At 38.3% G+C, this 21,470-nt stretch carries 17 protein-coding genes; 7 read left to right on the top strand and 10 right to left on the bottom strand.

Translation table 11 applies throughout. The annotated features are described in order from the left end of the window. Positions 1–117: 117 nt before the first annotated feature. The gene (gene paaC / locus LC115_12550) at positions 118–876 is read right to left on the bottom strand and encodes a phenylacetate-CoA oxygenase subunit PaaC (GenBank protein MCZ2357496.1); all 759 of its coding nucleotides are present in this window, start codon (positions 874–876) and stop codon (positions 118–120) included. Continuing rightward, entirely contained in the window at positions 873–1,361 is a 489-nt protein-coding gene (locus LC115_12545) for a hypothetical protein (GenBank protein ID MCZ2357495.1), read from the bottom strand. Before LC115_12545 ends, paaC begins: the two co-directional genes overlap by 4 nt. A 156-nt stretch (positions 1,362–1,517) precedes the next feature. On the opposite strand from LC115_12545, the gene LC115_12540 reads away from it, so the two are divergent. Beyond that, positions 1,518–4,418, top strand: coding sequence for a class I SAM-dependent DNA methyltransferase (locus LC115_12540; GenBank protein ID MCZ2357494.1), 2,901 nt, complete (start codon positions 1,518–1,520; stop codon positions 4,416–4,418). Positions 4,419–4,425: 7 nt separating this feature from the next. Here LC115_12540 and LC115_12535 read toward each other — a convergent pair whose 3' ends face one another. The 7 genes from LC115_12535 to bioB all read right to left on the bottom strand — a co-directional run bounded on the left by LC115_12535 (position 4,426) and on the right by bioB (position 12,874). Next, positions 4,426–4,767 (bottom strand): hypothetical protein, encoded by a 342-nt coding sequence (locus LC115_12535; GenBank protein ID MCZ2357493.1) that lies wholly within the window; start codon positions 4,765–4,767, stop codon positions 4,426–4,428. 16 nt (positions 4,768–4,783) lie between these two features. Further along, a complete protein-coding gene (locus LC115_12530; GenBank protein MCZ2357492.1) occupies positions 4,784–6,349 on the bottom strand; it encodes an NADH-quinone oxidoreductase subunit M in 1,566 nt (521 codons plus the stop codon). Between the two features lie 390 nt (positions 6,350–6,739). After that, the gene (locus LC115_12525) at positions 6,740–7,600 is read right to left on the bottom strand and encodes a 3-hydroxybutyryl-CoA dehydrogenase (GenBank protein ID MCZ2357491.1); all 861 of its coding nucleotides are present in this window, start codon (positions 7,598–7,600) and stop codon (positions 6,740–6,742) included. A gap of 2 nt (positions 7,601–7,602) precedes the next feature. Next, positions 7,603–8,721: a hypothetical protein gene (locus tag LC115_12520; protein ID MCZ2357490.1), complete on the bottom strand. Its 1,119-nt coding sequence runs from the start codon at positions 8,719–8,721 to the stop codon at positions 7,603–7,605. A 78-nt stretch (positions 8,722–8,799) separates the two neighbouring features. Then, complete coding sequence (locus LC115_12515; protein ID MCZ2357489.1) at positions 8,800–10,764, bottom strand: T9SS type A sorting domain-containing protein; 1,965 nt, start codon at positions 10,762–10,764, stop codon at positions 8,800–8,802. 87 nt (positions 10,765–10,851) lie between these two features. Next, a complete protein-coding gene (locus LC115_12510; protein MCZ2357488.1) occupies positions 10,852–11,814 on the bottom strand; it encodes a transketolase family protein in 963 nt (320 codons plus the stop codon). Positions 11,815–11,899: 85 nt separating this feature from the next. Then, positions 11,900–12,874, bottom strand: coding sequence for a biotin synthase BioB (bioB, locus tag LC115_12505; GenBank protein MCZ2357487.1), 975 nt, complete (start codon positions 12,872–12,874; stop codon positions 11,900–11,902). Between the two features lie 207 nt (positions 12,875–13,081). Between bioB and LC115_12500 the strand changes: the two genes are divergently transcribed. Then, the gene (locus LC115_12500; GenBank protein ID MCZ2357486.1) at positions 13,082–14,677 is read left to right on the top strand and encodes a glycosyltransferase family 39 protein; all 1,596 of its coding nucleotides are present in this window, start codon (positions 13,082–13,084) and stop codon (positions 14,675–14,677) included. Positions 14,678–14,707: 30 nt separating this feature from the next. Here LC115_12500 and LC115_12495 read toward each other — a convergent pair whose 3' ends face one another. Beyond that, positions 14,708–16,348, bottom strand: coding sequence for a S8 family peptidase (locus tag LC115_12495; protein MCZ2357485.1), 1,641 nt, complete (start codon positions 16,346–16,348; stop codon positions 14,708–14,710). Between the two features lie 84 nt (positions 16,349–16,432). Here LC115_12495 and LC115_12490 point away from each other — a divergent pair, with 84 nt between their 5' ends. The 5 genes from LC115_12490 to LC115_12470 all read left to right on the top strand — a co-directional run bounded on the left by LC115_12490 (position 16,433) and on the right by LC115_12470 (position 21,459). Then, positions 16,433–17,344 (top strand): M23 family metallopeptidase, encoded by a 912-nt coding sequence (locus LC115_12490; protein MCZ2357484.1) that lies wholly within the window; start codon positions 16,433–16,435, stop codon positions 17,342–17,344. Between the two features lie 7 nt (positions 17,345–17,351). Continuing rightward, a complete protein-coding gene (locus tag LC115_12485; protein ID MCZ2357483.1) occupies positions 17,352–17,987 on the top strand; it encodes an MBL fold metallo-hydrolase in 636 nt (211 codons plus the stop codon). A 69-nt stretch (positions 17,988–18,056) separates the two neighbouring features. Further along, entirely contained in the window at positions 18,057–18,908 is an 852-nt protein-coding gene (locus LC115_12480) for a leucine-rich repeat domain-containing protein (protein ID MCZ2357482.1), read from the top strand. A gap of 5 nt (positions 18,909–18,913) precedes the next feature. Beyond that, a complete protein-coding gene (gene cysS, locus LC115_12475) occupies positions 18,914–20,395 on the top strand; it encodes a cysteine--tRNA ligase (GenBank protein ID MCZ2357481.1) in 1,482 nt (493 codons plus the stop codon). Continuing rightward, the gene (locus tag LC115_12470) at positions 20,392–21,459 is read left to right on the top strand and encodes a tetratricopeptide repeat protein (protein MCZ2357480.1); all 1,068 of its coding nucleotides are present in this window, start codon (positions 20,392–20,394) and stop codon (positions 21,457–21,459) included. The genes cysS and LC115_12470 overlap by 4 nt, the downstream gene beginning before the upstream one ends. Positions 21,460–21,470: the final 11 nt, after the last annotated feature.

Genomic DNA, 21,470 nt, shown 5'->3' with positions numbered 1-21,470 from the left:
TAAGTTATCTATGGCTAAAATAGCCATAGATAACTTATTACAAATCAGGAACAGGCACAGCTACGTTTATCAGCGAAACTATGGTTTATATCCTTTCGGGAGTTGTAAGCGGCATTTTTACCACTTTGCATTAGGCTCTAAGCGAAATACTTCTGTCATTTCCTCTATTAGTTGGTAAAAGTCTTTGGTGTGATTTCCTGATCTGCCTCCGTAATGTTCTTCTATTGATAGGTGCTTAGGGATGGTTAAATTAGCTTGGGTGATTATTTTTTGGGTTGCGTGTTGCCAGCGTTCGGTTAGTTCTTTTAGAGCGGGCAATATGTTCATGGAGCAGAGCTGATTAATGTATTCTGTGGGTTCAAATAAGCTATATGCTTTTGGGTATATTTGATTAATAGCGTGTTGCAGCCGTTCGTTACTTTCGGTATTGGCTTTTCCTAATTGAAGTATCCAAGTATTTGCATGCAGTAAATGGTATTTCATTTCTTTCAGGATTCTGGATGCAATTCCGGCTATTGCGGGGTTTTGTATTTTTTGTACTGCTTCTAACCAAATTATTTTTCCGTAGTCATACAAAAATTGTCTTATTAGAGCATCTTCGTATTTGTCTGTATAAAACTGGGTTAGGTGGCAGCATTGGTATTCGGTAGGGTTTCGGGCAAAGGCCATGATGTCTGGATTTTCAAATCCTGATTCTTCGTGAAGCCATGTGAACCATGCAAGCGCATGGCCTAACTGGTCTTGTGCCATTGAAGAAAAAGCGATGTCTTCTTCTAAAATCGGGCCTAAGCCAGTCCATTCAGAATTACGATGCCCCATAAATAAATCGTCATCAGCAAATTGAATTATTAGTCGGCTAAGTTCGGGTGTTATCATGGTTTCGGTTGTTTGGGCTTTAGCTTAAATTTCTTATCGTTCGTGCTTTCCGGCTGGTTATCTGTCTTGGCAGATGTATCTGAAGTCTTGGTCGCTTTATTCAGTTGGTTTTCCTTTTTAAACTGGTTAATCGTTTCTCTTACTTTATAGCCGGAGGCTTCTCGATAGCTTTTGTCAAAGGTTTGTTCAAATAGAGATTGGTCGTCATAATCAGTAGCGTATATGTCTTGGGTTTTTACGACCCATAAATTGACACATTTTTGCCGCCTTGCATATTGTTCTTTGGCAAAAACCATAGCCATTTCCGGAGAAGGAGCGTGTATAATGCCAACGTGGGTGTGCTGATCCCCCCTGCTCTTTTGGTGAAAAACCTCATAGGTTTGCCATTGGTCCATATCTTCTAATCGCTCTATATCGTCTAACAAAGAGACTCGGTTAATTCTGGGATCTAATGAAGCCATATACAAAAGTAAGAATTTATACATGATTTTTAGTTTTTTCTAAAAATTATAGCTTGTAGCTCTGAAAGTATGATAAAAAGATAGGAACGAAAAGTAGCTTTTTATTATCTTTGGTACTAAAATGAAAATCAGAACGGACTATCATTGGGTAGCGTTATTAGAAATTTATCTAAAAAGTAAATGGCATTAAGCTGGAACGAAATAAAAGACAGAGCATTATCATTCTCAACAGAATGGGCGGGCACTTCAAACGAAGAAGCAGACGCAAAACCATTTTTAGTTGAGTTTTTTAACGTGTTTGGCATTAGCAGTAAACGTGTTTCGACCTTTGAACACAGAGTAAAAAAACTTGACGACAAGGACGGCTATATTGACCTGCTTTGGAAAGGAACGATTTTAATTGAAATGAAAAGCCGAGGCAAAAACCTTGACAAAGCCTACCAACAAGCAAAAGAATATACACACGGACTAAAACAACACGAGTTACCGAAATACATTCTTATTTCCGACTTTGAAAACTTTAGGCTTTACGACCTTGATGAAGATAAAACCGTAGAATTTAAACTCAACGACCTTGTAAATAATGCTCAGCATTTCGGTTACATTTTAGGTTATCAAAAAAAGGTTTACAAAGAGCAAGACCCTGCAAACATTAAAGCAGCGGAGTTAATGGGTAAACTTCACGACAGACTTGAAGAAATCGGCTACAGAGGACATCCATTAGAAGTTTACTTGGTTCGTATTCTGTTTTTACTGTTCGCAGAAGACACAACAATTTTCAACAAACAACAATTTCAAGAATATATTGAACAACGCACGAACGAAGACGGAAGCGACCTTGCAGCTAAATTGCAAGAGTTGTTTCAAGTATTAAATACACCCAAGGAAAAACGTTTTAAAAATCTTGACGAGCAACTTGCCGACTTTCCGTATGTAAACGGAAAACTTTTTGAAGAAAACTTGCCTACGGCAAGTTTCGACACAAAAATGCGGCAATCTTTATTGAATTGCTGCTATATGGATTGGAGTAAAATATCGCCAGCGATATTTGGTTCAATGTTTCAAAGTGTAATGAACCCAAAAGAACGTAGAAACTTGGGGGCGCATTACACAAGCGAAACCAACATTTTAAAACTTATCAAACCGCTTTTCTTGGACGACCTTTGGAAAGAATTTGATACTTCAGCAGGCTCAGCACCCAAATTAAGAGAGTTTCATAAAAAACTAAGCACACTCAAATTTCTTGACCCTGCGTGTGGTTGCGGAAACTTCCTTGTAATTACATACAGAGAATTGCGTTTGCTTGAAATTGAAATTTTAAGAGCACTCAATAAATCAGGACAAAGAGTAATTGATGTAAGAGATATTATTTGGCTTGACGTTGATATGATGCACGGAATTGAATATGAAGAATTTCCTGCACAAATCGCGCAAGTTGCCATGTGGCTTATTGACCACCAAATGAATATGCAAATTAGCAACGAGTTTGGGCAATACTTTGTGCGTTTGCCTCTGAAAAAAGCAGCTAAAATTGTTCACGGTGATGCTTTAAAAATAGATTGGACTACACTTAAAACACAAGAAGTAACTTACATTGTTACTGATGATTTGAATTATAAAATTGTGCAAGAACCACAAGCTACTTATGGCACCGTAAATGTGATTACAAAAAACGTAAACCAAGTTTTATCTAATGAAAATTTTCCTGAATCAAGAAAAACCGAACACATAAACTACAGCTATATTTTAGGAAACCCGCCTTTTATTGGTTCTAAAATAATGAAGCAAAGTCAGCGTGACCAAATTGTAAAGTTGTTTGACAATGCAGACGGGAGTGGAGTTTTAGACTATGTAACAGGTTGGTATATCAAAGCAGCAAAATACATACAAGACACAAAAATTAAAGTTGCCTTTGTTTCCACAAATTCCATTGTTCAAGGAGAGCAAACGAGTATTCTTTGGGGACAAATGCTGAACAAATACAATATTAAAATTCATTTTGCACACCGCACTTTTAAATGGAGTAACGAGGCAAAAGGAAATGCGGCTGTTTATTGTGTTATTGTTGGCTTCGCCAATTTTGACACTAACGAAAAACGAATTTTTGAATACGAAGACATAAAAGGTGAAGCCCACGAAATAAAGGCAAAAAACATCAATCCGTATTTGGTTGACGCAAAAGATTTTCTAATAACAAAAAGATCTTCTCCCCTTTGCAATGTTCCTAAAATGAGTTTTGGAAATATGCCTTTGGACGGTGGTAATTTGCTGTTATCTGACGAAGAGAAAAATGAATTTATTTTAAAAGAACCCAAAGCAAAGAAATTTATTAAGCCATTAATTTCAGCTTATGAATTTTTAAATGGGCAAAAACGTTGGTGCTTATGGCTTATAGATGCTGAACCAAATGAATTGAGACAAATGCCAGAGATATTAAAACGCGTTGAATCAGTTAAAAAATTTAGACTTGACAGTGTTAGAAAACAAACTATTGAAAAAGCAAATCAACCAACTTTATTTGGTGAAATAAGGGATTTTGGCAAATCATATATTTTAATTCCAAGGGTTTCATCTGAAAACCGCAAATACATACCATTGGCTTTTTTTGACAATACCAATATTGCAAGTGATACTTGTATGACCGTACCTAATGCAGAGTTATTTCATTTTGGAATTTTAATGTCTGCAATGCATATGGCTTGGGTTAAATCTGTTTGCGGAAGATTAGAAAGCCGATACAGATATTCTAAAGATATTGTTTACAACAATTATCCTTGGCCAGAAAATCCATCGGAAAAACAAATTAAAGCCATAGAAACAGCAGCACAAAAGGTTTTAGATACAAGGCTTCAATTTCCAAACAGTTCACTTGCCGACCTTTACGACCCACTCACAATGCCGCCGGCTTTAGTAAAAGCTCATAATGAGTTAGATAAAGCCGTTGATTTGGCATATAGACCGCAAACGTTTACAAGTGAGGCCAACAGAATGGTGTTTTTATTTGAACTATATGAAAAATATACAGCAGATTTGTTCACCAAAGAAAAAATGAAGAAACCCAAAAAGAAAAAGACAGAATAAGAAACAGCTACTTTTGTAGCATAGATTTAATTGCTGAACCTGTAGCACCTGCCAAGCCGGTTATGATTCCGCCGATAAGAATCGTTATTGCCAATGTAAGCGCAGGGTGTGGAAGTGAAAACATTTCAGCAATACGGATAGGAAGTTTTCCCTGAGAAAATAGATACAGATAGGTTGCCGGCAATCCCCAGACAAGTATTCCCGTTAAAGTCGCCCACAGGTAATCCCGAAACACTGCACTACTACCCAGCATCAAAAATACCAGAAAAGCTATTATTGCCGTACCCCAAAACGGCAAGACCCAACCCAGTAGTAATGATAATATTAACGCTATTAAAAAAGCTTTCATTGAAAGGATTTAACGCTTATTTCATGGTTATTTGTTGGTTAATATTAACAACAAAGTCCACGATTCTATCGGAAGACTTTCCGATTTCTTGTAAAAATGGGGTTGCATGAAACCCAATTACAAACATCAATATAACTAACGGCATGAGTATCAATACTTCATTGCGCGTTAAATCTGTTAATTCTTTGTTTTCTTGTTTATCTAATTCGCCGAACATCACTCGTCTAAACATCCAGAGCATATAAATTGCAGCGATAATAACTCCCGTTGCAGAAATTATGGCAAAAGATTTACCGATAAATGTAGATTGGAATGAGCCGATTAGCACCAAAAATTCTCCTACAAAGCCATTAAGGCCCGGCAAGCCGATTGATGATAATGTAGCAATCATAAAAAACAGTGTAAATATAGGTATTTGCTTTGCAAGTCCTTGAAAATCTTTGATTTCGCGTGTATGGCGACGGTCATAAATCATCCCGATAATGAGGAATAATGCGCCGGTGGAAATACCGTGATTGACCATTTGCAAAACAGCTCCGCTCATTGCGTCCGGGTTCATCGAAAAAATTCCTAAAATAATGAATCCCATGTGTGCTACCGAAGAGTAGGCTATCAGTTTCTTAATATCCGTTTGAACCATGGAAACCATTGCTCCGTAGATAATACCGATTACCCCTAACGTACATAAGTAAGGAGCAAACATAACTGATGCTTGTGGGAAAAAGGGTAAACAAAACCGGACTAAGCCATAAGTACCCATCTTTAAAAGTACCCCCGCCAAAATAACAGATCCGGAGGTTGGAGCCTGAACGTGCGCATCCGGTAACCAAGTGTGTAACGGAAATAAAGGCACTTTAATGGCAAAACTCAATGCAAAACCTAAAAACAACCACGACTGAATATCCGAAGGTATCTTGAGATTGATTAACTTATAAAAATCCGTAGTAAAAATCCCCGCATTATCTTGAGCGGCTAAGTTGCCAATGTATAAAATAGCAACTAACATCATTAAAGAACCAACCAGTGTATATAAAAAGAACTTTACCGCTGCGTAAATTCGGTTTTTACCCCCCCAAATCCCTATCAATAAATACATTGGTATTAAACCAAGTTCAAAAAACAGATAGAATAAAATCAAGTCTAAGGATACAAATACACCTAATACTCCACAGAACAGCAAAAGCAACAACATATAGTATTGCTTTTCTTTTTCATGTACCGAAGACCATGAAAACCAAATAGATAAAGGAAATAATAGGGTAGTAAGCAGCACTAAGTAAATGGAAATGCCATCCACACCGGTCATAAATTTAATATCAAAACGAGTGTACCATTCAGGGCCTAAGTGGCCACCAAACCAATTCCATGTTGTTTGTAGAACCATCCCGTCAGTAGCAGCTTCCACAGTACTAAACCTCAGGTACTGAAAATAAAGAACCCAAGATAATAGCATCGGTATTACTGAAAAGAATAAGGCTGCATATTTAACCTGTTTATCTTTCATTGCCCAAAGCACCGGAATACCTATTAAAGGTAAAAAGATAAGGACATTGAGCAAAGCACTAGCTGTTTCTTTCTCCATGATGGTAAAAATCGCCCAAAGATAGCGCAATTTCAACTACTTGTCCAAATTTAATACACAATTTCAGGCCATTTTTTTACCGTTATTGAAGCCCTAAATAACTACATAACTTTTTTTGTATTCCTAACCGACAGCTAAAGCACTACCATGACTCAAAAAATACAGCAATAAAGCTATATCAATCTTTAAATATGGGTTCGGTTATGTGTCAAGAACATTTATTTTAAAATATAACAACCTAAATATCAACTATTTAATTTTTTTTGTGTACTTAGCTTAATTATAACTGAATTCAAATAAAACACCCGCTACTGTAATCCGATTTTGAAAAATACAGTAGCGGGTTATGTGATAAAGTTATAAATTTGATACGAAGTTGTTTCGCTGTGGTTAGGCGTATGTATAAAATCCTTTTCCGGTTTTTTTACCTAAATGGCCTGCTGCAACCATATTTACCAATAGGGGACATGGGGCAAATTTCGGGTTTCCAAAACCTTCGTATAAAACTTTTAAGATAGCTAAAACTACATCTAAGCCGATAAAGTCTGCTAAGGCTAAGGGGCCCATTGGGTGCGCCATGCCTAACTTCATTACCGAATCAATAGCTTCTTTGGTAGCAATTCCCTCATATAAAGTATAAATAGCTTCATTAATCATCGGGATTAAGATTCTATTGGCTACAAATCCCGGATAGTCGTTTACTTCTACCGGTTCTTTTCCTAAGTCGCGGCTTATTGTTAATATTGTTTCTAAGCAGGAAGCACTGGTATCATAGCCTTTGATGATTTCAACGAGTTTCATCATTGGCACGGGGTTCATAAAGTGCATTCCGATTACGGATTGGCTACGCTTGGTTACGGCAGCAATTTGGGTTATTGAGATAGAGGAGGTATTGGAAGCTAAAATGGCATTCGCCGGAGCATAGGTATCTATTTCTCTGAATATTTTGAGTTTTAGTTCCATATTTTCAGTGGCGGCTTCTACCACTAAATTGCTGCTGGAAACTCCTTCTTGTAATGAAGTAACAGGTTTAATATTGGCTAATGTCTTAGCTTTAGCTTCTTCGGTGATAGTTCCTTTTTTTACCTGCCGGTCTAAATTTCCGGAAATTGTACTGAGTGCTGCGCTTAGCCTGTCTTGGCTGATGTCAATAAGTGTTACAGAATAGCCGGATTGGGCAAATACGTGTGCAATACCGTTTCCCATAGTTCCGGCACCGATTACGGATACATTTTGGTAGCCTTGAATCATTTTTATTTAGGTTTATTAGTAGAATTATTGTTGCTGTTTGGGTCTGACTTGGGTTTATTTTTCTTCAAGTCAAGGTTATATTGTTTAAGGCGTTTTGCCTCTTCTTCATATTGTTTTTGGATGACTTTGGGGTCATATTTTTTGAGTGAAGGATCATAAACGGTTACATTTTTTTGGAATACAAAAAAACCTTTTCGTTGGTCATGATAGCGGTTCACAAAGCGAAGTGCGTCATAAGACCCGTCTGCGCCGTAGTCCCATGAGTTTGAGGTAGGGTTGGTTTTATTGGATTTTGCTAAATGGTCAAAAACAATTGCTAACTTCTTCTTTTTAGATTTTTTTCCTTCTATAAATGCTTGATTACAAGAAAAATTTGCATTATCAGAATACTCAAAAATGATACGATGTTTGGGAATTCCTGTTCCTGCATAGAATATAGGTGCTCCAAAATAGATTTTGGAACTGTCTTCGCGGGGGAAAATTATTACGTCTATAACTTTATATTGGGTGGCGTTATCATGGCCGTTCCAGCCAAGAAGTACGTAAAATTTTACTTTTTCTTTCTTTAAGCCGGGAGTCAAGGCTTTTTGGCGAAAAAACGTTCCCGTATAAGTCAAAACGCCATAGTCAGAATATCTGGGTTTGTAATATATCGCGCCAAACCACTCTCCTTTGGTAAGTGGTGTAGATTCTAAAGCTACATTGTAATCAACGTTATCTCGTAATTCTGTTACTATTATTCTGTGCTGATTTTTGCCAAAAAAGTGCTTTCTTTGGATAATTCCATAGTAACGGCAGTTTTTTTCTTTATCTACAATTTGCCAAGTAAATATCCGAAAGGAGTTATCTGCTGGGCTGATTCGTGAAACCGTTATGAGGGAATCGAACGGATAGTCATAACTATCTGCTCTCTTTAATACCGTTTTCAATCTCTGGATAAAGCGTTCATTCAGTGCTATTTTGTATTCAATTGAATCATGGGTTAGGATGTCTGTTCCCCATACTTTCAATTCTTTTTCGATGTCCGCTAATGGACGTGCTTCATCTCCGTCTAAGGCAAATCCACGAAAGGATAGCAAGAAAAAAAAGGTTCCTAAAACTACTAATAACTTCTTCTGCACAACTTTGTTGATTTTGCGCCCAAAGTTAATATAATTTTGCTTACTAAGACCTTTTTAACCAGAATAAAGTTTTAACAACTATGGCATTAACACCAACTTCTGTGTTTGGGAATAGGATTGGTTTTTTACTTCTACAAGATACGTCCCGGGAGGTATATCATCTAAGGGGATGATGGTTTGGAGTTCATTTATCGGTGTTTTTTTTATTATTTTTCCGGTTAAATCATGTATAATCATTTGGGTTTCAGGTTTTAGCTGAATAAATTCTAAGGTGCAGTAGTTTTTTGCCGGATTCGGGAAAATACGCCAATTTAGCCAGCTATCTGCCTCTCTTGAAGTTATTCCAAACGAAGGATCTATGTAAAAGCCTTCATTTTTGTCCAAAATCCATTGTTTGGGATCTGTTGTAATCTGGCTCACAGTGCCCTGAAAAGGAATTTTTAAAATGGTAGTTGGAACGGCTGCATGGTGAATGCGGACTATTGTATCCGGTTTAGAAGGGCTGCTTAGGCGTAATTCTAAGTCAGTGTCAAAAAAATCAGGGTTTATCGTTGAGCCAAATTGGTTTAATTCTATCCATAATGTATCTGCTACGCTATTCCAACGTCCGCTATAACTTGGATAACCTTCTCCATAAATCCATTGCTGAAAAAATGTTTGCCAAGACTTAGCGGTCATTTGTTCTACTAACTGAATAAAGTCTTCTGTGGTAGCCACAGAATGGCGAAATTGTTGTTGATAATTTTGCAGCACCGCGAAGAATAGAGAGTCGTTATTGAGCATAAACCGTAATGTATGGATTACGGCTGAGGCTTTGTTGTAGGTTAAACGGGAAGAAAACAGTCTATTTTGGCTTAAAGTATCTGTTACATAAACGCTCCCGTCCGGCTTAGATATGGCATTATCAAAAACATCATTCAGTTTTGTAGTTAAGTTTGCTGGTGTAAAGTGTTCATTATAAAGAATTTCTGCATAGCTTGCGAATCCTTCATTAAGCCATAGGTCTATCCAAGAGGCGCAGGTTACTTGGTCTCCAAACCATTGGTGCGCTAACTCGTGGGCAACTAACTCAGCATCAAAGAAACCTAAGGTCGTCATGGTTTGGTGCTCCATGCCGCCGGATATTGGAGCCATTTTGTGCCCGTATTTTTCTGCCGAAAAAGGATAAACTCCAAAAATATCCGAAAAATAACGCAACATAGCCGGCGTTTTGTCAATTTCAGATTGAAACTGAATTAAGGTCTGCGGGTTATCATAGATAAAATTCTGAAACAACACGGAATCCGGATAACCATTGATTTTCACTTTTTGGCTGTATTCAACATATTGCGCTACGGCAAAGGAAACTAAATAATAATCAATCGGATAGCGGCATTTCCATTCGTATCGAACTTTATTGGCAGGTAATGGAACTGTTGCTGTTAGGGTGCCATTTGAGCCAACTTTGTTGATGTTGCTGGTTGTGATAAAGACATACACAGAATCCAATTTATCATGTAAGATTTGCTTGCTTGGCCACCATTCAAATGCGCCGTAGGGTTCGCTTAGGGTGTAGGTTACTTGGTTTTGCCAAGTAGGGGAAGTCTCATTGAAGATACCGGAGCCAAGTGTAGGCGTTCCATGATAGTAAATTTGAAAATCCGCAGTTTGGCCTACCGAAATTATGTTGGACAAAAAAACCTGACTTTCGTCATTACTATGAAAAAAATTGCTCTTAACTCCATTAACCAACACAGAGTCAATTGTTAATTCAGCAGAAAGTTGAAATGCGAAAGTATCTAAGGCTTGTAAGGCAGTGGCGCGCAGCAAAGTATTTCCGGATATAGTTGTGGCGGTATGCTCTACCGATAAATTTAGCCATGCAAATCTTAAATCATAGCGGTTCATTAGGTCTATCTGTGCTTCAGAAGCCAATTGTGTTTTGTTAAAACGGTGGGGAGATAATCCGTTTTTAGGTTCATACTTACATATTTTCTGGCAATATCCGCCAATACAATATCCCCAAAACAATAGGAATATTGCTTGTGTGTAGAAAAGTCTCATCTTAAATGGTAGCTTAAAAAAACGGTTAAGTTATTATATTGATGTGTTTTATCAGCTATTTTGGAGTATTTTATTATTAGGCAGCAGCTATCTATTCAAAACTGTATTTACTGCTTCAATGATGTTTTGGCTGTCAAGTTTATATTTTGTCATTAGTTCGGTTGGGGTTCCGCTTTCGCCAAATGTATCTCGGACGGCTACTGTTTCTATCGGTGTTGGTAGTTTTTGGGATAGCACTCTGGCTATGCTTTCGCCCATACCGCCGGCTTCTTGATGCTCTTCGGCAGTAACCACCCGCCTTGTTTTAGCAGCACTTTTTAGAATTCCGAAAATATCTAATGGTTTGATTGTATGTACGTTAATAACTTCACAAGAAATCCCTTGTTGGTTTAAAGTGTCTGCTGCCTCTATTGCTTTCCATACAAGGTGACCGCAGGCAAAAATGGTTACGTCTTTTCCTTCCGTTAGTATCTGAACTTTTCCGATTTCAAAATTTGGGTCATTTTCTGTGGTGAAAATTGGCCATGCGGGTCTTCCGAAGCGTAAATAAGCTGGGCCGTAGTGCTTTTCTAAGGCTATGGTAGCCAATCGTGTTTGGTTATAGTCGCAGGGAACAATAACGGTCATGTTAGGCAGCATTTTCATCAGGCCGATGTCTTCTAAGGCTTGGTGGGTTGCGCCGTCTTCTCCGAGGGTTAAGCCGGCATGGGAAGCACAGATCTTAACATTCTTTTCAGAATAACACACCGATTGGCGAACTTGGTCATATACTCGACCGGCTGCGAAAATGGCAAATGTACCCACAAAGGGGATTTTTCCGCCAATAGTTAGTCCGGCGGCTACTCCTATCATATTGGCTTCTGCGATTCCGCACTGAAAAAACCGATCCGGATGCTGTTTTTGGAATGCTTCCATTTTCAAAGAGCCTGTTAGGTCTGCACACAAGGCTACTACGTTAGGATTTTTGTTTCCTAATTCTAACAATCCTGCTCCAAATCCGGAACGGGTGTCTTTTTGCCCGGAAACTGAAAAATGAGCCAAAATACTCATACTTTTATCTTAGGTAATGGTGTTTTTTTTAAATAATAATGCTGCGCTTTATGCTAATTTAGTATCTTATGAATGAAGAACTTAATTAATGGGAATGTGTTTCTATCAGTTGTGGTAAAGGCTCTAAACCAAGTAGTTGAAATAATTCTTGGTCTTCTATTTGTGATTTATTGGGCGTTGTCAGCAGTTTTTCGCCGGCGAAAATGGAGTTAGCACCGGCCAAGAAGCATATTGCTTGTTCTACGGTGCTCATGGTAGCTCTTCCGGCTGATAACCGTACCTTAGCTGCCGGCATGATGATGCGAGCCGTTGCCACCATTCTAAGTATGTCCCAAATCTGCACTCGGGGCTGATTTTCCAAGGGAGTTCCGGAAACGGGCACCAAAGCATTTACCGGCACTGAATCTGGGTAAGGATTTCGGTTCGCTAATATTTGTAGCATCCTAATTCTATCGCTATCGGATTCTCCTAAGCCGATAATACCTCCGCAGCATAGGGAAATACCTGCTTTCTGAACATTTTCCAACGTTCTTAATCTATCTTCATAGGTTCGGGTAGTGATTATTTCGCTATAATATTCCGGTGAGGTATCTAAATTATGATTATAGGCATCTAAGCCGGCTTCTTGAAGCCTTTTAGCCTGTTCTTCGGTCAACATTCCTAAGGTGCAGCAAACCTCTAAGCCGCGTTCTTTTACTTTACTGATTATATCTAAAATCTTATCAAAATCTTTATTATCACGTAGTTCACGCCAAGCAGCACCTAAGCATAAACGAGTTGAACCATTTTGCTTAGCTTCATCAGCCAAAGTTAATACCGTTTCAACGTCCATTAATTTATGAACTTCAATATCTGTTTGATACTTAACTGATTGAGAGCAGTAAGCACAGTCTTCGGTACAGCCTCCTGTTTTAATGGAAACTAAAGTACATACCTGAATCTGGTTGGGGTTATTATATTGACGGTGAACTGTTGCTGCCTGAAATACTAAGTCTAATATAGGTTGATGATAAATAGCCTGAATTTCTGCAAAACTCCACTCTTTTTGATTTTCTGACATATTTTATTTTGAATGGACAAAGTTAATTAGCCTTGCTTTATGAATCAATATAAAATAAACCATATCGTTTGAATCAGAGATTTTTCATCTTTTTTTGTAGCTCTTTATGTACCTTTGCAATCACTTAGCATTTGTATCTAATTTGCTGATAATCAATAAGAATTATTTTTTAGGTAAAATAATCAAACGTTTCTCTGTTCAGTTAAAATGAAAAATATATTTTCACTTGATGGTTTCTTTTTACTTATCTTGTTGATATTATTTACATTTCTGCTGCATTTGCCGTCATTGCACCTTAACTATTTTGCCAGCGATGAATCTATTTATTATCTGATAGCCCAAAAATTAAGCCAAGGAAAATTGCTCTACTTGGATATATGGGATCATAAGCCCCCAATGTTGTACTGGATTTATTGGCTTTATTATGAAGCGTTTGGGAGCAGTTCTTTACTCTTTATGCGAATAACAGGATGTTTGATTATACTGATATTAGCAATATACTTTAACGTAACCCTGTATAACCATAAGTTTATTTCCCAATATTCTTCACGAGCTTCTTTTTTGGTTATACTATTATTATCTGTGCCATTTCATATTCAGGAGACTAATGCTGAACTATGGATGCTCTCCGTTATTTGTATGGCTGAATTTAGCCTTTGGAGGCTGGTTACAGACGAAGGTTCAAATAGAAATAGCCAACTATTTTGGATAGGGGTAGCCTGTGGCTTTGCCATTACGTTAAAATATCAAGGGATATTTTTATATGCTGCGATTTTATTTGGCTATCTATGGGCAAGTAAATTTTCTTTTTCAGAAGTTATTTCCTTTCACATAGGTTCTTTGATTTTTCCGGTTATTGTGGTCATTATTTTGCACATACAAGGTGTACTGCCCAGTTTTTGGGAAATTGGGATTATTTATAATCTTGATTACATTCTGGATGGGGTATATTCCGGCAGCAAAATGGGTTGGGGAGATAATTTATTTGAAGTACTTAAATTATTTGGGTCTTTTTTGTTACTCGCCGGAATTGGGCTTTTATATTATCGCAATCGAATATTTTCTTTCAATACAAAGCAACGAAAGATAGAAATTTTGATGCTCTCATGGTTTATATTCGGATTATTTTCTGTATTGGTAGGGGGGAAACGTTTATATCCTCATTATTTGTATCTGATTGTGTTTCCAACTGTTTTTTATTTGATGATTTTTCATCACTCAAAAATTATGCCTCTCTTTAAAAGAACCGGTTTTGCTTTGTCCATACTATATCCCATTTTTACTTATTTGCTATTCTTGGTAGCTTATTCAGATACATTATTTGAAAAGGCAAGACCTTTTCTAAAAAAAGGTGGCTGGACAGAACATTGGCATGATGTTTATTCCCGAAATTCAACTATAGAACCACTAAAAAGCTGGTTACAAAGCCGTAGTATTCAGGAAGTATGGATTACAGATCAGCAGCCGGAACTATATTTACAGTTGAATCAGGCTTGTGCCGTAAAGTATGTAGATCCCGTTATGCTGAAAACAGTCTTTTATTGGGCAAGTCAAAATCCCGTGCCAATTATTGCCGATAAAAGTTTTACCATAACTCCTGAAGAGTTTTTCCTAACCTTCCAAAAAGAATTTCCAACTTGTATTATTGAAAAAGATGGTTTTTTTAGCACCATTAAGGAAAAACTACCCTTATTATTATCTGCGTATCAAAAAACCTATATTGCCGGATACTCTGTATATTACTTAGGGGCTGCACAGCGGCCAAACGTAGCTACATCCAAAATTGAATGTGCCTTAAATTAAATGAAGTTTTCGCTACCGAGAATTGCATCATTATTGGATAATGATAGCTTGCTCTAAGGCCGTTTTCTCATTAATTCGGAGCTTTAATAGATAATATCCTTGATTCAAACCCGCTAACTCATTGTTTTTCAGCAGCAAGATAGCTCCATAGGTTTGAGAGAGGTTGTATTGTTGTTCAAAAACGCATTTTCCGGTAGTATCATAGATTTGGCATACAGCCGTTCCGGTAGTATCGGTTTCGTGGAGGGCGATACCTAAAAAGGTAGTTGTAGGGTTGGGAAATACATAACGTTGGGGTGGTGGTGAAGCTGCTTTAAATAATATTCCGTAAGATTTGAGTGCATTTGGGATTCCGTAGCCATACAGGCTGTCGGGAGTTTGAAAGCGGTCTGCGGCACGTAATAAGGCATCTTTGATGCACCACGCAGGTTGATTAGGTGCAACTTGCCATAAGCAGGCAGCTAAACCGGCTAATAACGGGCAAGAAAAGGACGTTCCGTTAGCTGTTGCTATTTGGCCAGAGGGCGTAATCACGGAAGTTCTTTCGCCCATAGTCATCAAATCCGGTTTAATTTGCCCATCTATATTGTTGCCTACGCTGCTAAAAGAAGAACGAACTCCTACAGAGTTTACTGAACCCACGGCAATCACGCTGTCGCCGTCAGCAGGCGGAGTAATATAACGCCAGCTTTTATTACCTTCATTACCAGCACTATTGATAACCAAAATACCTTTTCGGGCGGCTATATTAGCAGCTTGTGTAATAGGAGCAGTATTTCCATCTAAGGTCTCACGGGTATGATTACCGATAGCATCATCAAAAGTAGTGTAACCCAATGAAGTTGAGAATATCATAGCACCTGCGCTATCAGCACGTTCCGCAGCAAGTACCCAGTTAAATTCCTCTGTTATCGTTTCTGAATAGTTATTTTCCGTAACATATAGCGCAAAGTTTGCTTGATATGCAGCTCCAGTTAAGCCACTTGAAGGATTGGCGGCAATAACAGAAAGCGTTTGTGTGCCATGTGAACCTTCATTATAAATCTCCGATGAGTTTGTAACAAAATTATAAGAATCTACAATGTCTATGTGTGAAAAAGCCGCTATCTTAGAAACATTTTCAAAGCCATTATCAAAGACGGCTATCAGAATATTGTTTCCTGTATAGCCAAGTTGATGCAGTTTATTGATATTCAATTGATTTAGCTGTGTATCGCTGGCTTGTTCAAGATTATTCGTTTTCAGGTGGTTTGAGATATTATCCGGTTTTTTGGCACGGCGGGTGCTGTCCCGAATAAAACCCTTTAAAGGGTTAATTTTTTGAATAAACCCAAGTTGTTTTACTTGGCTAAGTGTAGCGGAATCTAAGCGGCAAAAAGCACTATTCAACCAACGAGAAACGCCGGCAGGCTTAACTCCAACATCAGCTAAGGTTTGAAGATAACCCGAAAAAACCGGAAAATCAGCACTATCTAAAGGGATTTTGTGCAACATACGGCGTTTCAGTGCCTGAGCTGATAATGCCGGCTGAGAAACAGATTGTTTATCGGTAAATATTAACTGAAACCAACTGCCCGACTCTTGAGCATATAGCATATTCCCAACCCCCAGAATTAACACAAGCACCCAAAAACGATGGTTTATCTTAAACTTTTGCCCAATAAAACACATAAGTATTGAAGTTGTAAACTTTTATACAACATTTTTTTTACAAAAATACGACAAAACAACCTAACTTTGTGTTCTCTCTTAACCATGAAAGGTCTTCTTGATAAAGACTTACGTCCCAAAATAACACGTTGGCAAAAAATAAAACGCTTTTTAAAGCGTCCTTATCGTTTTTTGGTCATTAATAATGAAAATATAGAAAACGTTGGAGATATGACGGTTTCCTCCGGAGCCATTATTTTCTTTAGTAGTTTAACGATATTCCTGACGTTCTTTATCACCGCTATTTTGATTGTTTTCACCCCCATTCGAGAACTCATACCGGGCTATACAAATACTGAAATGATGAACAAAATCAAAGAGATGCGTGAAAAGGTCTTAGATATGGAAGTTATTATTGCTCAGCAAGATTCATTGATAGAAAACGTTAAGCGAATGGCAAACTTTACGGCTCAGGACTCCATCAAGGCACAAGGGAACACTCAAACGCAAGTTACGGCCAAGCCTGCTGAAAAAGAGCCACCGGTAGTAACTCCACCAGCACCCTCATCTGAATCGGCCACTCCTCCCAAAGCTGTATTAGCTTCGTATTCAGCGCAGCCTAAAAATATTTCTGACGTAGTTATCTCCTTGCTTCCTCCCGTTGACGGGGTTTTGACAAATAGCTACAATGAACAAGAACAACATTTTGGGATTGATATTGCGGCACAAAAAGATGCCTTAGTGCGGGCTGTTACTGCCGGAACAATCATTTTTTCAGAGTATTCCTACGAAACCGGCCACGTTATCGCCGTCGCTCATGCCAATAACTTAGTATCTTTTTACAAACACAATAGTTATGTTTTCAAAAAAGCCGGCAGCTACGTAGCCACCGGAGAAGCTATTGCTGTATTGGGTAATTCCGGCGAACAAACCACAGGCCCACATCTACACCTTGAACTCTGGAAAGACGGCAAACCCATCAACCCGCTACTATTCCTAAATTATTCACAAAAATAAAACTGCCATGAGTATAGCACCATTTTGCTTCAATCCATTTTCAGAAAATACCTATTTAATTTGGGATTCAAATAAACACTGTATTATTATAGATCCCGGCTGTAGTAATCAAGAAGAAGAACGTGAATTGGTATCCTTTATTTCTGATAAAGCGTTAAAACCGGTTCTTTTGCTAAACACCCATTGCCATATTGACCATATTTGGGGGAACTATTTTATTACCCAAAAATATCAGATTCCACTGCAAATACATTTAGACGATTTAAATTTGCTCCGTCAGGGTCAGATGCAGGCAAAGCATTTTGGGCTTTCATTACCGGCTTCTCCAGAACCCAATAGCTTTATAGATCCACAAAAACCAATTCAAGTTGGGGAGATAATATTACAAGTATTGCACACACCCGGGCATTCACAAGGGAGCGTTTGCTTCTGGAATCAACAAGAAGGCTATGTTTTATGCGGAGATGTATTATTTGCCGGAAGCATTGGCCGAACAGATTTACCCGGAGGGTCGTATCCAGTATTAATGCAAAGTTTAAATATCCTAACCAAAACATTGCCGCCAGAAACCATCGTTTATAGCGGGCACGGACAGGAAACTACTATCGGGAATGAGATTAAACATAATCCATTCCTAAATTAGTTACTGTAATTTTAGCATAACATCGCAGTTTATAGACAGTAGTCTATTAATTTTCATCAATTTTGCCGAATGATTCGTCTGTTATCGTTCCTTGGGGTATTTCTACTGTTGAATAACGTTGTAAGCGGGCAGCTTCTTTCCGAAGAGCAATTGAAGAAAATGCCAACCTGCCAGCGGGTTAAAGATGCCTTAGCCCAGCCGACTTTAATTTACAAATTGGACCTAAGCTACCACGAACTTACGTGGTTAGTTTCCGAAATTGGCATTTTACAAAAATTACAATGGTTAGACATCAGTAACAACAAAATTTCAATGCTCCCTAAAAATATCCGTAATCTAAAAGAACTACAATATTTTTATGCACAAAAAAATAAAATTGAAGATTTCCCGCCGGCATTAGCCGAATGTATTAGTTTAAACTACCTAAATCTTAGTAGTAATAAAATCCCCAAAGTTCCCTCCAATATATCTAATTTAACAAAACTCACTTGGCTTGACCTAAGCTGGAACGAACTTTCTTACTTGCCACCGGAATTTGGCGCACTTAAAAGCCTGCGTTATTGTGATTTACACCTTAGCGGCGTTAAAGAACTCCCTGATGAGTTTGGAAATCTGACTAACTTAGAGAACCTCAATATTGCCTCTAACCGTCTTACTAAACTTCCGGAAACGTTACAAAAACTACATAACCTCAGCATCTTAAATGTGGCTTACAATCAACTCACAACGTTCCCAATCTTTTTAGCAAAACTTGAAAAACTTGAAGTATTAAACCTTCGTAACAACCAAATTTCCTCCCTTCCCTCAGATTTAAAAGGTTTATCTCACCTAAAAGAACTTAACCTAAAAAACAACCCAATAGAAAAAACTGCTATTGAGCAGTTACGGCAAATGCTTCCACAGACTAAAGTTATCTTTTAGCCGTGATAAATCATCCTTTATTTCTATACAATTCTTTAACCAAGCAAAAGGAAAAATTTACCCCGATAAACAGCCCGTTTGTTGGGATATATTTATGTGGCCCTACTGTTTACGGAGACCCTCATTTGGGTCATGCAAGGCCGGCAATATGCTTTGATATATTATTTCGTTTTTTGAAATATTTAGGTTATCGGGTGCGCTATGTGCGAAACATCACTGATGTTGGTCATTTGGTAGGAGATGCTGATAGCGGCGAAGACAAGATTGGCCAGAAAGCAAAGCTGGAACAATTAGAACCTATGGAGGTTGCACAATACTACATTGACCGCTACCATAAGTTCATTGATTCCTTAAATGTTTTGCGCCCAAGCATTGAACCGCGTGCTACCGGCCACATTCCGGAGCAAATCAAGCTGATAAAGAGTATCTTAGACAATGGTTTTGCTTATGAAGTAAATGGTTCTGTTTATTTGGATGTTCCGAAATATGCGGCGCATTATGCTTACGGGTTACTTTCTGGGCGGGAATTAGATGACCTGATGAGCGGCACTCGGGAATTAGCCGGAGGAAGTGAAAAACGGCATCTAAGCGATTTTGCACTATGGAAGCGCGCAGAACCAGAACACCTGATGCGCTGGGAATCTCCCTGGAGTATTGGATTCCCCGGATGGCATATAGAGTGTACTGCAATGAGTACCAAATACTTAGGAAATCAGTTTGATATTCATGCAGGTGGTATAGACCTGCTGTTTCCGCACCATGAAGCCGAAATTGCCCAAGCTAATGCTTGCTCGCACCCTCACCCTCCTTCAAACGAAGCTAAATTTTGGCTGCATTGCAATATGATAACCATCAGCGGCAAAAAAATGGGAAAATCTCTCGGCAACTTCATCACCTTAGATGAATTTTATACCGGAAAGCATACCCTCTTATCACAATCCTATTCCCCGCAAACTATCCGCTTTTTTATCCTTCAAGCACATTACAGAAGCACTTTAGACTTTAGTAATGAAGCACTTATAGCCTCCGAAAAAGCCCTTAAACGGATCCAAACTGCATGGAAATTACTCCCTAATTTACCAACTGCCCCAAACTCTACCCTCAACATCAAGCAACTTCAAGAAAATTTGCTTTCAGCATTGTATGATGACTTAAACACAGCCATTGCCATAGCACACATTTTTGAAGCCGTATCTTGGATTCATGCAATACAGCAAGGTGTAGAAACTATCTCCCCACAGGATTTACAAGAGTTTCAGGAAACAATGAATATTTTTCTCAGCGAAGTTTTAGGAATACAACCTGATTTTCAGCAAAATACAAATACCCAATCTCTATCTGCGGCGATGAACCTTTTAATAGAAATCCGCCAACAGGCACGCTCCCAAAAAGACTTCAAAACCTCCGATAATATACGCGATAAATTGAAAGAAGCCGGAATTTTACTCAAAGACGGCAACAATACCACTACTTGGGAACTCCTATGAAACGGCATCCCCTGTGGATTCTAATCATCTGTTTATTGTGGGAAGCCTGCCAAACATCATCCACAAAAAAAGAACAAATAAATGAAAATCAAGATTCTACAAAGATAAATTGGCAAAAATATGTAGAAGGCTTGAACGAACAAATCAAAAAAAACCCGAATAACGCAAATACCTACTACGAACGGGCAATGGCTTACTACCGCACCAATGACTCTGCCCGCACCTGGAATGATATTCAACAAGCAGTTTTATTAGACTCCACCCAAGCCGATTACTTTTATTTTCGGGGCTTTTGCCAATATGTGTGGCAGCACAATGACTTCGGTATGGCTGATTTCCAAAAGGCCGTCGAACTAAAATCAGATAATCCCGAAACATATTACCAAATCGGGAATATCTATATGCTTCAAAATAAACCCAAAGAATCACTCAAATGGTATGACTTAGCCATCCAAAGAGACTCTCTTGACCCCGCCTACCCTTTTGCCAAAGGCTTTGCTTACGACAAGCTAAATCAGCTTCCGGCTGCTAAGCAAAACTACGAGCATTCCTTAACCTTAGATAGTTTGTATTCAAAAACAATTGGTGCCTATTTTGAATTACTACTTTATAAAGAAAAAAACTTTCAACAAGGGTTAGCTCTAAACAAACGATTATTGCGTCAAAATCCAAATCATCCTTTGGGGAAATACAATGTTGGAAATTATTATCTGTGGGAAGCACTTCGCACGCCGAACAGCAAATCCCACGAGCGAGAAACATTTGTCCGGTTAAGTATTGATGAATACGAAACAGCCATCATGGCGGATACAAATTTCACCAAAGCATTTTATCAACGTGGGTACGCTTTTTTCATGTTGCAGGAATTTAACCAAGCGTTATTAGATTTCCGGCGGGTAAGCCAATTAGACCCCAAAGATGAACGCGCTTACTTTATGCAAGCATCTATTTATGAGCATTTTCAAGATTATTCACAGGCATTGTCTTTGTATGAAAAAGCATTACAGTTAAAGCCAAACTGGAAAGACGCACAAGAAGCCGCACAAGAACTTCGTCAAAGGTAATAGTATTAACA

It is taken from the genome of Bacteroidia bacterium (genome assembly GCA_026932145.1).
GTDB lineage: Bacteria > Bacteroidota > Bacteroidia > J057 > JAIXKT01 > JAIXKT01.
This window is presented reverse-complemented; position numbering and strand designations above follow the sequence as displayed.